The sequence below is a fragment of the Sphingopyxis sp. CR5 genome (genome assembly GCF_059693785.1).
Window position 1 is genome coordinate 131,538 of the sequence record NZ_JCATIE010000011.1, and the last position, 13,765, is coordinate 145,302.

Annotated in this window: 14 protein-coding genes; 9 read left to right on the top strand and 5 right to left on the bottom strand. The window is 67.4% G+C overall.

Annotated elements, in window-relative coordinates; genetic code table 11:
* Nucleotide 1: 1 nt before the first annotated feature.
* From AC58D2_RS16820 to rpmF, 3 genes are read right to left on the bottom strand one after another with little or no spacing between them, the layout of a single operon-like run.
* Nucleotides 2-967, bottom strand: a complete 966-nt coding sequence (locus AC58D2_RS16820; protein WP_497392211.1) for a beta-ketoacyl-ACP synthase III — start codon at nt 965-967, stop codon at nt 2-4.
* On the bottom strand, nt 964-1,998 hold the full coding sequence (gene plsX, locus AC58D2_RS16825; RefSeq protein ID WP_497392213.1) for a phosphate acyltransferase PlsX: 1,035 nt from the start codon (nt 1,996-1,998) through the stop codon (nt 964-966). Before plsX ends, AC58D2_RS16820 begins: the two co-directional genes overlap by 4 nt.
* 22 nt (nt 1,999-2,020) lie before the next feature.
* Nucleotides 2,021-2,197, bottom strand: a complete 177-nt coding sequence (rpmF, locus tag AC58D2_RS16830) for a 50S ribosomal protein L32 (RefSeq protein ID WP_089217142.1) — start codon at nt 2,195-2,197, stop codon at nt 2,021-2,023.
* A 308-nt stretch (nt 2,198-2,505) separates the two neighbouring features.
* On the opposite strand from rpmF, the gene AC58D2_RS16835 reads away from it, so the two are divergent.
* Nucleotides 2,506-2,946 (top strand): MAPEG family protein, encoded by a 441-nt coding sequence (locus tag AC58D2_RS16835; RefSeq protein ID WP_497392215.1) that lies wholly within the window; start codon nt 2,506-2,508, stop codon nt 2,944-2,946.
* Between the two features lie 11 nt (nt 2,947-2,957).
* Here AC58D2_RS16835 and AC58D2_RS16840 read toward each other — a convergent pair whose 3' ends face one another.
* Nucleotides 2,958-3,620, bottom strand: coding sequence for an MBL fold metallo-hydrolase (locus tag AC58D2_RS16840; protein WP_497392217.1), 663 nt, complete (start codon nt 3,618-3,620; stop codon nt 2,958-2,960).
* 46 nt (nt 3,621-3,666) lie between these two features.
* The gene (locus AC58D2_RS16845; RefSeq protein ID WP_497392219.1) at nt 3,667-5,232 is read right to left on the bottom strand and encodes a long-chain-fatty-acid--CoA ligase; all 1,566 of its coding nucleotides are present in this window, start codon (nt 5,230-5,232) and stop codon (nt 3,667-3,669) included.
* Here AC58D2_RS16845 and AC58D2_RS16850 point away from each other — a divergent pair.
* The 8 genes from AC58D2_RS16850 (at nt 5,213) to leuA (ending at nt 13,505) form a co-directional block, all read left to right on the top strand.
* Entirely contained in the window at nt 5,213-6,373 is a 1,161-nt protein-coding gene (locus tag AC58D2_RS16850) for a uroporphyrinogen decarboxylase family protein (RefSeq protein WP_497392221.1), read from the top strand. The genes AC58D2_RS16845 and AC58D2_RS16850 overlap by 20 nt on opposite strands.
* Before the next feature lie 53 nt (nt 6,374-6,426).
* Nucleotides 6,427-7,590: an 8-amino-7-oxononanoate synthase gene (locus AC58D2_RS16855; protein WP_497392223.1), complete on the top strand. Its 1,164-nt coding sequence runs from the start codon at nt 6,427-6,429 to the stop codon at nt 7,588-7,590.
* A complete protein-coding gene (gene bioD / locus AC58D2_RS16860) occupies nt 7,587-8,198 on the top strand; it encodes a dethiobiotin synthase (protein WP_497392225.1) in 612 nt (203 codons plus the stop codon). Before AC58D2_RS16855 ends, bioD begins: the two co-directional genes overlap by 4 nt.
* Before the next feature lie 12 nt (nt 8,199-8,210).
* A complete protein-coding gene (locus tag AC58D2_RS16865) occupies nt 8,211-9,509 on the top strand; it encodes an adenosylmethionine--8-amino-7-oxononanoate transaminase (protein ID WP_497392227.1) in 1,299 nt (432 codons plus the stop codon).
* A 142-nt stretch (nt 9,510-9,651) separates the two neighbouring features.
* Entirely contained in the window at nt 9,652-10,080 is a 429-nt protein-coding gene (locus AC58D2_RS16870; RefSeq protein ID WP_497392228.1) for a hypothetical protein, read from the top strand.
* 55 nt (nt 10,081-10,135) lie between these two features.
* Entirely contained in the window at nt 10,136-10,774 is a 639-nt protein-coding gene (locus tag AC58D2_RS16875; protein ID WP_497392230.1) for a YceI family protein, read from the top strand.
* 222 nt (nt 10,775-10,996) lie between these two features.
* Nucleotides 10,997-11,389 carry a hypothetical protein gene (locus AC58D2_RS16880; protein ID WP_497392232.1) on the top strand — a complete coding sequence of 131 codons (393 nt, stop codon included), beginning with the start codon at nt 10,997-10,999 and terminating at the stop codon, nt 11,387-11,389.
* A 436-nt stretch (nt 11,390-11,825) separates the two neighbouring features.
* A complete protein-coding gene (leuA, locus tag AC58D2_RS16885; protein ID WP_497392234.1) occupies nt 11,826-13,505 on the top strand; it encodes a 2-isopropylmalate synthase in 1,680 nt (559 codons plus the stop codon).
* Nucleotides 13,506-13,765 lie beyond the last annotated feature (260 nt).

Here is a 13,765-nt window from a genome sequence, read left to right on the forward strand (position 1 = left end):
ATCAGACGCGCAGGACCGCCGCCCCCCAGGTAAAGCCGCCGCCCATCGCCTCGAGCACGACCAGGTCGCCCCGCTTGATACGGCCGTCGCGCACCGCCAGGTCGAGCGCCAGCGGCACCGACGCCGCCGACGTGTTGGCGTGCTGGTCGACGGTCAGCACCACCCGATCGGGCGGCAGGCCCAGCTTTTTAGCGGTGGCGTCGATGATCCGCTTGTTCGCCTGGTGCGGCACGATCCAGTCGATCGCCTCGGGCGCCAGCCCGACGTCGGCCATGACCTCGCCCAGCACGCTTGCCAGGTTGGTGACGGCATGACGGAACACTTCGCGGCCCTGCATCCGGACATGGCCGACGGTGCCCGTGGTCGACGGTCCACCGTCGACATAGAGCATATCGCAATATTGGCCCTCGGCGTGTAGCCGCGTCGCCAGGATGCCGCGGTCGTCGTCGACGTCTTCGGCCGACAGCACCACCGCGCCCGCCCCGTCGCCGAACAGCACGCACGTCGTGCGGTCTTCCCAGTCCAGGATGCGGCTGAACGTCTCGCTGCCGATCACCAGCGCATGCTTCGCCGCTCCGGTGCGCAGCATCGAATCGGCGACCGACACGGCATAGAGGAAGCCCGAACACACCGCCGCGACGTCGAACGCGATACAGTCGGGCGCACCAATCAGCGCCTGGACCTTGGTTGCGGTCGCGGGAAAGGTGTTGTCGGGGGTCGCGGTCGCGACGATGATCAGCCCGATGTCGGCGGGCTCCAGTCCCGCGGCCTTCAGCGCCTCTTTCGCCGCCGCGGCGCCCAGCGTGCCCGTCGTCTCGTCGGGTTCGGCGATGTGGCGAAAGCGGATGCCGGTGCGTTCGACGATCCACTCGTCGCTGGTGTCGACACGAGTCGCCAGTTGGGCGTTCGAAACGCGCGTGCGCGGCAGCGCCGATCCGGTTCCGGCCAGGATCGAGCGGCGCGTCACGCCGCGCTCTCGCGGCGGAAATTGGCAAGGTCGTCGGTCACCTGGCGCGTGATATCCTTTTCGACAAGCTCGGCGCAAAGATGCACCGCATTGGCGACGCCTTTCGCATCGGCGCTGCCGTGGCTCTTCAGCACGACGCCGTTCAGGCCCAGGAACACCGCGCCATTATGATTGTTGGGGTCCAGATGGTGACGCAGCAAGTCGGTCGCGGGGCGCGAGATCAGGAACCCGATCTTCGAGCGCACCGACGAGGTGAAGGCGCGGCGGAGCAGGTCGGTAACGAACCGCGCCGTTCCCTCGATCGTCTTCAGCGCGATATTGCCCGAAAAGCCGTCGTGGACGACGACGTCGACGTGGCCGCGCGACAGCTTGTCGCCCTCGATGAAACCGGTGAAGTCCATCGGCAGGCCGTCGGCACCGCGCAGCATCGCGGCGGCGTCGCGAATCTGGTCGGTACCCTTCAGCTCTTCGGTGCCGATATTGAGCAGCGCTACGCGCGGTCGCTCGAGTCCCATCGCGGTGCGCGCATAGGCCGCGCCCATCACCGCGAACTGGACCAGATTGTTGGCGTCGCAATCGGTGTTGGCGCCCAAGTCGAGCATCACCACGTCATTGTCGCCCAGCGAGGGCAGCAGCGCGGCTAGCGCGGGCCGGTCGATACCGGGCATCGTGCGCAGCGCCAGCTTTGCCATCGCCATCAGCGCGCCGGTGTTGCCCGCCGACACCGCGCCGCCGGCGTCGCCGCGCTTCACCGCGTCGATCGCGAGTCCCATCGAACTGCCGCGCCCGCTGCGCAGCGCCTGGCTCGGCTTGTCCTCGCCCGACACCACCTTGTCGGTGTGGATGATCTCCGACGCCGCGCGCAGGTTCGGATGATTGTCGAGCGCCGCCTTGATCCTCGTCTCGTCGCCGACGAGCAGGAAGCGGAGGCCGTCGTGCTGGTGGCGCGCCATCGCAGCGCCCGCGCACATCACGCGGACGCCGACGTCACCGCCCATCGCATCGATCGCGATTCGCGGTGTCAGGCTCATCGATACGCCCTCCAGCTAGTGCTTAGGCGACCGACACCACTTCGCGGCCGTTGTAGTGGCCACAGGCATTGCAGAGGTTGTGCGGACGCTTCAGCTCGCCGCAGTTCGGGCATTCCTGATAGGCTTCGACCTTCAGGGCGTCGTGGCTGCGACGCATGCCGCGCTTCGAGGGCGATGTTTTTCGCTTGGGGACGGCCATGATATATCCTGTATTCTCAACTGTTTATCACAAATCGGCGAACCCGGACTTGTCATCCCCGCTAGTGGGGAACGACTGGCCCGCCCGCCGTGCCGAAGGCTGTTCCCGCTCGTTCTGCGGGAAAATCTTCCGCCGGAAGGTGCCTCAACGCCTGATGGTGTCGGGTGCCGGATCGGGCGCGGCTATAGCGTTTTTGGGCGCAAAGGCAAGCCCTGCTCGATCGCTTGCCCTGTCCGGGCAACGCTGCCACATCTCGCGCAGCCATCGCGCGCAAGACGCCGCGCGCGACCGAACGGAGGGGAAAGAAAATGACGATGTTGCCGATCAGCCTGACGATCGCCGCGGGCGCGGCGCTGCTCAACATCTGGCTCGCGATGCGCGTCGGGCGCGTGCGCGGCCAGGAAAAGGTCTCGGTCGGCGATGGCGGCAACGAACGCGTGATCCGCCGCATGCGCGCGCACAGCAACTATGTCGAGAACACCGCCTTCGTCCTGATCCTGCTCGCCCTCGTCGAACTCGGCCTCGGCTCGTCGATCTGGCTGTGGGCGACCGGCGCGGTCTATCTGGTCGCGCGCATCCTGCATGCGATCGGCATGGACGGAAAGACCTGGGCGCGCGGCGTCGGCATCCTCGTGACGATGCTGGTGCAGGCGGGCCTCGCGATCGCCGCGCTGCTCGCGGTCTACCTCACCCCCACGACCATCGTCGCGACCGAGGTCCAGGAAACCGAAATCGTCGCCCCGAAATAGCGGGGGCGTCGCTACGCCAACGCTTCGTCGCCGACGAAGGGGTTGGTGCGGCGCTCGGCGGCGAAGCTGCTGTGCGGCCCGTGTCCCGGCAGGAACACTGTGTCGTCGCCGAGCGGCCACAGCTTCTGCGTGATCGACGCCAAAAGCTGCTGGTGGTCGCCGCGCGGAAAATCGGTGCGCCCGATCGACCCCTGGAACAGAACATCGCCGACGATCGCCAGCTTCGAGGGCTGGTGATGGAAGACGACGTGGCCCGGCGTGTGCCCCGGGCAATGGATGACGTCGATGACGAGGTTGCCGACGGTGACCGTGTCGCCGTCCCCCAGCCAGCGGTCGGGCTCGAACACCTCGCCCGTCAGGCCAAAGCGCGCCCCGTCCTCGCCCAGCCGCTCGATCCAGAAGCGGTCGTCCTCGTGCGGGCCCTCGATCGGGACCCCCAGTTCCTTCGCGAGCACGCCCGCCTGGCCGCAATGGTCCATGTGCCCGTGGGTGATCAGGATCTTCTCGACCTCTACCCCGGTCTGCTTCACCGCATCCTTCAGCTTGTCGAGGTCACCGCCGGGGTCGACGAAGGCCGCCTTGTTGGTTTCGGTGCACCACAGCAGCGTGCAATTCTGCTGAAAGGCGGTGACGGGCACAATCGCGGCGCGCAGCGGCGGGTTGGGAGCGTTCATGTCCGCCGATGTGGGGAAAAGCCGCCGCGATGGCAAGGGCGGCCTTCTATCCCACCGCGCGCTCGCGCCCTTCCCAATAGGGCGCGCGCAATTCGCGGCGAAGCACCTTGCCCGACGGATTGCGCGGCAATGCCGCGATGATCTCGACGCTCTTCGGCGCCTTGTAGGCGGCGATGCGCTCGCGCGCCCAGGCGATGACGTCGGCGGCTTCGACCTGCGCGCCCGCGGCGGGGACGATCAGCGCCTTCACCGCCTCGCCCCATCTATCGTCGGGTACCCCGATCACCGCGACATCGGCAACGCCGGGGCAGCCCATGATCGCGCTCTCGACCTCGGCCGGATAGACATTCTCGCCGCCCGACACGATCATGTCCTTGATCCGGTCGTGGACGAAATAAAAGCCGTCCGCGTCGCGATAGCCGACGTCGCCGGTGCGCAGCCAGCCTTCGACCACCGTGTCGGCGGTGGCTTCGGCGCGGTTCCAATATTCCTTCATCACGATGTCGCCGCGGATCGCGATCTCGCCGATCTCGCCGTCGGCGAGTGGCCGCCCTTCGCCATCGAGGATCGCCATCTCGGTCTGCGGCCACGGTTGCCCGCACGAGGTCAGCTTGCCCGGAAGATCGTGCGCCGCGGGCGACAGATACGACCCGCCGCCGGAGCTTTCGGTCATGCCATAGAATTGCACGAAGTCGCAGCCAAAGGTTGCGCGCGCACGGCGCAGCACATCCTCGGCAATCGGCGAGGCGCCATAGGCGATCGAGCGAAGCTGCGAATAATCGCCGGCTTCCGCCTCGGGCTGCTGCAACATCATCTGGATCATCGCGGGCGCCAGGAAGGCGTGCGCGACGCGCTCGTCAGTCATCATGCGGATCGCGTCGCCAGCCACGAAATCCTTGACCAGCACAAGCCGACCGCCCTGCGCCAGTCCCGAAAAGCTGACGTTCGTCCCCGCGACGTGGAACAGCGGCATGACGATCATCACCGTCTCGTCCTCGCCATAGGCGAAGCCGTCGACCTCGGTCGCCATTTCGAGGAAGCGGCGATAATTCCTGTTCGCGAGCACCACCCCCTTGGGGCGTCCGGTCGTGCCGCTCGTATAGAGCTGGAGCACGTCGTCGGAGAGGCGCGGCGCGTCGGCGGGGGGCGTCGCCGGCGCGTCGGCCAGCCATGCGTCGAACGGTTCGAAGGCCGGATGCGCGCCATAGAGCGCGACGAGCCGCGGCTTGTCCGCAAGGTCGGAGACCGCCGCGAGCGCGGTGTCGAAGAAATCTTCGCCGACGAACAACAGCTTCGGCGCCGCATCGCCCAAGATGAAGGCGATCTCGGCGGCTGCAAGGCGGCAGTTTATCGGCGCGAGGCACGCCCGGGCGCGGGCCGTGCCGAAAAAGAGCGGATACCAGGCATCGTGATTCTTGGTCAGCACCGACACCCGGTCGCCCGGCGCCACCCCCGCCGCGATCAGCGCGTGGGCGACGCGATTCGATCGCGCGTCGAGCTCGGCAAAACTCGTTTCGCGCGCGCCGAATTTCACCGCGACCGCCTGCCCGCGCTTTTTCGCCTGCGCCGCGGGTATGTCGGCCAGCGTCCGAATGGCATCCAGGTCGATCATTTCGCTCTCCCAACCTCAGTTTGATCTTGAATTAGATAGAATACTAAGCAAATATTTGGCCAGCCCAAAAAATTCGAGAGGATCAGCCGTGTTCGACCGCCCCATATTGCCGACGACGATCGTCGGAAGCTATCCCCAACCCGACTGGCTGATCGATCGCGAACGGCTGAAAGCCAGCCTGCCGCCGCGCGTGCGCGCCGAAACGCTGTGGCGCATTCCGGGCCCCTGGCTCGCCGACGCCCAGGAAGCCGCGACGCTGATGGCGATCCGCGACCAGGAAGAGGCCGGAATCGACATCGTCGGCGATGGCGAGATGCGCCGCGAAAGCTATTCGAACCGCCTCGCGACCGCGCTTTCGGGGATCCACACCGAAAAGCACGGCACCGCGATCGACCGCACGGGCAATGCGAATCCGGTTCCGCTCGTCTCCGGCCCGATCCGCCGCGTGGCGCCGATCGAGGCGCAGGACGCCGCCTTTCTCCGTCGCCATTCGACGAAACCGGTCAAGCTGACCCTGCCCGGTCCGTTCACGATGACCCAGCAGGCGGAGAACGGCTATTATCCCGACGCGCGGGCGCTCGCGATGGACTATGCCGACGCCGTCAATGCAGAGGTCAAGGACCTGTTCGCGGCCGGGGTCGACGTGGTTCAGCTCGACGAACCCTATCTGCAGGCGCGCGCCGGCGAAGCGCAGGCCTATGCGCTCGAAGCGATCAACCGCGCCCTCGATGGCGTCGAGGGCACGACCGCGCTCCACATCTGCTTCGGCTATGCGATGGTCCACCACGGCGCCGGCGCGACCGGCCCCAAGCCCAAGGCCTATGACTTCCTGGCCGAACTCGAAGCGTCGGATATCGACGTGATCTCGATCGAGGCGGCGCAGCCCGGGCTCGATCCCGCGATCCTCGCCGAACTGCCGACCAAGACAATCATGTACGGCGTCCTCGACTTGTCGATTCCAGAGGTGGAAACCCCGGAAATCGTCGCCGCCCGCATTCGCGAGGCGCTGCGCTACGTCGATGCCGAGCGCCTGTGGATCGCACCCGACTGCGGCATGAAATACCACAGCCGCGAGCATAGCCTCGCGAAGCTGAAGGCGATGGTCGACGGCGCCGCACTGGTGCGCGCCGAACTCACCTGATCGGGCGCCCTGTCGGCAGACAAGGCGGCGGGGGGCTTTCAAAACCACGACGAATGACGCTAGGGGCAGAAACCATGTCGAGCCGCCCAGCCCCCTTCGCCGCGCACCGCGCCGACCTTGCCGCGCTCGCCGCCGACGATCGCCGCCGCGCGCTGATCGCCCGGTCGGGCCGCGATTTCGCCTCCAACGACTATCTCGCGCTCGCCAATTCCGACGCGCTCCGCCGGGCGCTTGCCGAAGGGATCGCGCGCGGGCTGCCCGCAGGCTCCGGCGGTTCACGCCTGCTGCGCGGCAATCACGAAGAACATGAAATGCTGGAAGCGCACGCCGCGCGCCATTACGGCAGCGAAGCGGCGCTCTTCTTCCCCACCGGCTTCGCCGCCAACGCCGCGCTGTTCGCGACCTTGCCGCAGCGCGGCGACCTGATCGTCCACGACGAACTGATCCATGCGAGCGCGCACGACGGGATGAAGCTCGGCCGCGCCGGCCGCGTCGACGCACGCCATAACGACGCGCAGAGCGTCGACGACATCATCGCGCGCTGGCGCCGCGGCGGCGGCACCGGGACGCCGTGGATCGCGGTCGAAAGCCTCTATTCGATGGACGGCGACCGCGCCCCGCTCGCCGACCTCGCGGCGGTCGCCGAGCGCCACGACGCCGTGCTGGTCGTCGACGAAGCGCACGCCACCGGGGTCTTCGGTCCCGACGGCCAGGGGCTCGCGCACGCGCTCGGCCCGCGCGACAATCTGATAACGCTGCACACCTGCGGCAAGGCGCTGGGCTGCGAAGGCGCCCTGCTCTGCGGCCCGCAGATCGTCCGCGAGTTTCTCGTCAACCGCGGCCGCCCCTTCATCTTCTCGACCGCACCCTCGCCGCTGATCGCCTTCCTCGTCCGCCAGGCGCTGGAGATCGTCGCGAACGAGCCCGAGCGGCAGGCGCTGCTCCACGCGCGCATCCGCCACGCCGAAATGCGCCTCGCCGCGCTCGGCCTGCCGTCCAGCGGCAGCCAGATCCTTCCGGTGACCATCGGCGACAATGCGCGCACGATGCGGGTCGCCGGCGCGATGCAGGCCGCGGGCTTCGACATCCGCGGCATCCGTCCGCCGACCGTCCCGCACGGCACCGCGCGGCTGCGCATCGCGATCACCCTCAACGTCGAGGACGGCGACATCGACGCGATGACCGACGCGCTCGCGGCGGCGATGGCGTCGGCATGACGCGGCGCTTCGTCGTCACCGGCACCGACACCGGCATCGGCAAGACCGTCTTCTCCGCCGCGCTGGCCGGCGCCCTCGGCTTGCCCTATTGGAAGCCGATCCAGTCGGGCCTCGAAGAGGAAACCGACAGCGAAGCCGTCGCGCGGCTCGCCAGCGTTCCGATCCACCCCGAAGCCTACCGCCTCGTCACCCCCGCCTCGCCGCACCTCGCGGCCGAAATCGACGGCTTGACCATTGACCCCGACGCCCTCACCCCGCCGCCGGGCGACCTGCTGATCGAAGGCGCGGGCGGCGGCCTCGTCCCCGTCACGCGCGCGCTCCTCTACGCCGACCTCTTCGCGCGCTGGCAGGTGCCCGTGATCGTCTGCGCGCGCACCGCGCTCGGCACGATCAACCACAGCCTGCTGACGATCGAAGCCTTGAAAGCCCGCAACGTCCCCATCCACGGCATCGCCTTCATCGGCGACGCGGTCGAGGACAGCGAGGCGATCGTCGCCGCAATCTCCGGCGTGAAGCGCCTCGGCCGCCTCCCGCGCATCGACCCACTGACCCCCGAAACACTCGCGGCCGCGTTCGCCGAACATTTCGACCTGACAAACTTCCGCTAACCCTTCGCCGGGATGACGGAACCAACCAAGGCGCTCGCCATGACCCACGCACCCTCCCCCGTCTGGCACCCCTTCACCCAGCACGGCCTCGGCGAACCGATCCCGCTGATCGACCGCGCCCAGGGCGCGCGCCTCTATGATGCCGACGGCAACAGCTGGATCGACGCGATTTCGAGCTGGTGGGTCACCACCCACGGCCATGCGAACCCGCGCATCATGGCGGCGATCCGCGCGCAGTCGGAAAAGCTCGACCAGCTGATCTTCGCCGGCTGGACGCACGAACCCGCCGAAAGCCTCGCCGCCGAGCTGATCCGCATCACGCCCGACCCGCTCACTCGAGTCTTCTTCTCGGACTCGGGCTCGACCAGCGTCGAGGTCGCACTCAAGATGGCGCTCGGCACGTTCGCGAACATCGGCGAGGACCGGCACCGCATCCTCGTCCTCGAACACAGCTATCACGGCGACACGATCGGGGCGATGTCGGTCGGCGAGCGCGGGGTGTTCAACCGGCCGTACCAGCCGTTGCTGTTCGACGTCGGCACCATCCCCTTCCCCGCCGCGGGCCGCGAACAGACGACGCTCGACGCGCTCGACGCCGCCTGCGCCCCAAAGACCGGCAACGCGCCCGCCGCCTTCATCGTCGAGCCGCTGATCCTCGGCGCCGGCGGGATGCTGATCTACCCCGCATGGGTGCTGGCCGAGATGCGCGCGATCTGTGCGCGCCACGGGGTGCTGTTCATCGCCGACGAGGTGATGACCGGCTGGGGCCGCACCGGCACGCGCTTCGCCTGCGACCAGGCGGGGGTGATCCCCGACATCGTCTGCCTGTCGAAAGGCCTCACCGGCGGCGCCATGCCGCTCGCGGTGACATTGTGCATCGAACCGATCTTTACCGCGCATCTGTCGACCGACCGCGCGCGGCTCTTCTATCATTCGTCGAGCTACACCGCGAACCCGATCGCCTGCGCCGCCGCGAACGCCAATCTCGAAATCTGGCGCGACGAGCCCGTGCAGGACCGCATCGACACGCTCGCCGATGCGCAGGCCGCGCATCTCGCGGTGCTCGCGTCCGACCCGCGCACCGAAAACCCGCGCGCCCTCGGCACCATCGCGGCGTTCGACATCGTTCAGCCGGGCGGCGGCTATCTGTCGTCGCTGGCCCCGCGCCTCGCCGCCTTCTACCGCGATCGCGGCGCGCTGATCCGGCCGCTCGGCAACACCGTCTATGTCATGCCGCCCTATTGCACGAGCGCCGCCGACCTCGCGCACGTCTGGGAAACGATCGCCGCCTCGCTCGACCTCGCCGGTTAGAGCCCGTTCCGTTTCAGCCTGGACAGGGCAGGCTCCAGCTCTCCACGGCTCGCCATGATGTGATGATGGGGGGCATCGTTCGGCTCAGGTTCATCCGCCGCCGCTACCACCCGTTGCGGGGACGGTTCGAGGACCTATATCGATGACCATGAAATCCGCCCCCCTGCTCGCGCTTCTCGCGCTGGCGCTCGGAACCCCCGCCTTCGCGCAGGACGAAACGCCCGCCCCGGCCGCCGACGGCGCCGAACGCGTGTCGATTCTGATCACCTATGGCGACGAGGAATGCCCCGAAACGACCAGCGACGAGATCGTCGTCTGTGCGCAGGAACCCGAATCCGAACGCTATCGCGTGCCCAAGCCGCTGCGCGAGATCGCGGAGGACGAAAAGGCCAATCGCGGCAGCGCGTGGGGGGCCGCGGTCGAGGAATATGACCGCACCGTCGCCAGTGTCGGCCGCCCGAACAGCTGCTCGCCGGTCGGCTCCTATGGCTATACCGGCTGCGTCGCCAAGGCGATCCGCGAATGGTTCGACGAGCGGCGGGTGATCGACAGCGAAACCGCCAACGATTGACGCCTTCCGCGGCGGACCATAGCGTGCGCGCACCCCAACCCAGGAGTGTTCGTCCATGCGTCATGCCACCTTCCTCCTCGCCCTTCCCCTCCTCGCCGCCGCGCCGCTGCTCGCGCAGATGCCGACCGAAGCCCCCGGCGCCCCGGACGCCAGCCGCGTCAGCGGCGGGGCCTACCAGGCCGACCCCGGCCACACGCTCGTCGGCTGGCGTCTCAACCATCTCGGCTTCAACGACTATTTCGGCATCTTCGGCGACGTGACCGGTACGCTGGTGCTCGATCCGAAAAATCCCGCCGCGGCCCGGCTCGACGTGACCATCCCGATCGCCAGCGTCACCGTCGCGAGCGCGGGGCTCAAGGATCACCTGCTGCGCGCGGGCAAGGACGGCGGCAAGCCCGACTTCTTCGGTGCCGCCCCCGCGCCCGCGCGCTTCGTCTCGACCGCGGTCGTTGTCGATGCCGAGGGCGACGAGGCAAAGGTCACCGGCGACCTCACTCTCAACGGCGTAACAAAGCCGGTGACGCTCGACGTCGACTTCACCGGCGCCGGCCCCGCGATGATGACCAACAAGGAAACCATCGGCTTCGAGGCCGAGGCGACGATAAAGCGCAGCGACTTCGGCCTCGGCTTCGGCGTCCCGCTCGTCGGCGACGAGGTCGAGCTCGAAATCACCGCCGCCTTCGAGAAGCAATAACCCCAACCCCTCCCCTTCAGGAGTGCCGGGTCGGTCATGCCCCCGGCATGACCTGAACAGTCCGGGGGACTGTTCACCCGGCACTGGGCAGCGAGAGTTGCGAACTTGTTCGCTACTCGCAGCGGGGTGGGCTCTCTCGCCACCTCAATCTGTCACACGCATCGCCTAGACTCGCGAGCGGGGTCGCCACGGCCCCGCCCCTTTTCGCAAGGAGTCCGTGCGATGAGCGAACTGGTACGCGAAATCGTCGAAATCACCGCCTTCCTCTCCGGCGACGACGACAATCCCCTGCTGACCGTCGAGGCCGAGGGGCTCGCTCCCACCGCCGGCTGGAGCAACGTCCGCCTCGAACCCCATGTCTACATCACTCCGCCCGACGACGGCGTGCAGGATTTCGACCTCGTCGGCGATCGTCCGGCGGACGGCGCCGCGGACGCGCTCACCCCCGTCGAGGCGGCGTGGGAGGGCGAGGTCGCCGACTGGCTGCTCGGGGTCCGCGTCCACGCGGTCGACAATATGGCCGAGGACGAGGTGTTCGAGCCGTGGGACGAGGAAGACGACGATCTGGACGACGGCGAGGACGAGACCGCGCTGCGCGACAACGAAGACGCCTGACCATCCCCTGGACCCTCCGCCGGGCCGCGCGGAAACCTGCGGCCCGGCGACATTTTTCGGCCTTCTCATCCCCCTGCACCCTCTCATCCTCCGTTGCCCTTGTGTGTCCCCGCGAAGGCGGGGACCCATCCTCGGTGGTCTCAAGGTGAGCGGTCGGGAGCTGGGCTCCCGCGTAGGCGCTACGCGCCGCCTTCGGCTCCGCGGGAGCGCACCAGGCTCTTGATTGCCCTCCCCCACGAAATTTTCGCCCAGCGCCCCTTGCCAAGCGCGACATTTTGCATCATGGACGCTGCCATGCACATGCGCGGCCTTCTTCTTCTGCGACTTACACGCCCTTGGGCGTGACATTCGGCCTGCGCCTCTCGCGGCGGGCCACGCGCTCAAGGGCCTGACCGACCACCGCACCGAACTTCAGACCGCAGAAGAAGCCCGAACCATGTCCATGCTCCGCGACCCCTCCGCCAAATACCGACCCTTTCCGCAAGTTCCGCTCGCCACGCGCGACTGGCCCGCGCGCACGATCACCAAGGCGCCGATCTGGCTCTCGACCGACCTGCGCGACGGCAATCAGGCGCTGATCGACCCGATGGATGCCGAGAAGAAGACGCGCTTCTTCGACCTGCTCGTCAAATGCGGATTGAAGGAGATAGAGGTCGGTTTCCCCGCCAGCGGCGCGACCGATTTCGACTATATCCAGAATCTCGTGCGCTCGGGCCGCATCCCCGACGATGTCACGCCGCAGGTGCTGACGCAGGCGCGCGCCGACCTGATACGCACCAGCTTCGACAGCCTCGAGGGCGCGCGGACCGCGATCGTCCACCTCTATAACGCGGTCAGCCCCGCGTGGCGCCGCATCGTCTTCAACATGGAGATGGCCGACATCAAGCAAATCGCGGTCGACGGCGCCAAGCAGCTGCGCGACAATGCCGCGCGCCTCCCCGGCACCGACTGGCGCTTCGAATATAGCCCCGAAACCTTTTCGACCGCAGAGATCGATTTCAGCATCGAATGCTGCGCCGCGGTGATGGACATATTGCAGCCCACCGCCGACAATCCGATCATCCTCAACCTGCCCGCGACGGTCGAGGCGGCGACGCCGAACATCTACGCCGACCAGATCGAATATTTCGCGAAGAACCTGCCCAACCGCGAGGCGGCGATCATATCCCTCCACACCCACAACGACCGCGGCACCGGCGTCGCCGCGGCCGAACTCGGCCTGCTCGCGGGCGCCGACCGCGTCGAGGGCTGCCTGTTCGGCAATGGCGAGCGCACCGGCAACACCTGCCTCGTCACCATCGCGCTCAACATGTACACGCAGGGCGTCGACCCCGAACTCGACTTTTCGGACATCGACCAGGTCATCCAGACCGTCGAATATTGCAACAACCTGCCCGTCCACCCGCGCCACCCCTATGGCGGCGAGCTTGTCTACACCGCCTTTTCGGGCAGCCATCAGGACGCGATCAAGAAAGGCTTCGCCGCGAGGCTGCGCCAGAACGACGAAAAGTGGGAAGTCCCCTACCTCCCGATCGACCCCGCCGACCTGGGGCGCAGCTATGAAGCGGTGATCCGCGTCAACAGCCAGTCGGGCAAGGGCGGCGTCGCGTGGGTGCTCGAACAGGACAAGGGGCTGAAACTCCCCAAGAAGATGCAGGCGAGCTTCAGCCACATCGTCCAGGCGGTCGCCGACGGCACCAGCCGCGAACTCGCCGCCGACGACATCTGGCAGGCGTTCGAGGCCACCTATCTGGCCACCGAAGGCAAACGCTTCCAGCTCGTCGACTGGACCGAGAGGCACGCCAAGGGAACGGGGGGCGGCCCCGACCGCATCTTCGCCGGCAAGCTGACCATCGACGGCACCGAACGCAGCGTCAGCGGCCGCGGCAACGGCCTGATGAGCAGCGTCGTCGCCGCGCTGGCGGAGTCCGGCGGCCCGCTAATGGACATCGTCGACTATAGCGAGCACGCGATCGGCCAGGGCAGCAACGTGCAAGCCGCCGCCTATGTCGAATGCCGCACGTCGGACGGCAAGAGCCTCTTCGGCTGCGGCCTCGACACCGACGTCGCGACCGCGAGCGTGCGGGCGATTTTGTCGGCGGCGAATGGGGCTTAAAGACTATATAATAGTCCAATCGACCTCCTCGCTTTCCGCAGTATCAATCTCGATCTGATGGTCGAGATTGTCGAATAGGACTAGGTTGTTGCTCGGCCAACGAGCCGACGGCACAATTAATCCGTCGATACCCAAGAAGCTAGGCTTCGTGGACAAAGGGTATCCAGAGTTTAACTGAGGCGAGCGCGACGAAGCCGAGGTAGGATTCCTTGGTTTTGTCGTAGCGGGTGGCGACCCTGCGCCAATTCTTGAGTTTGTTG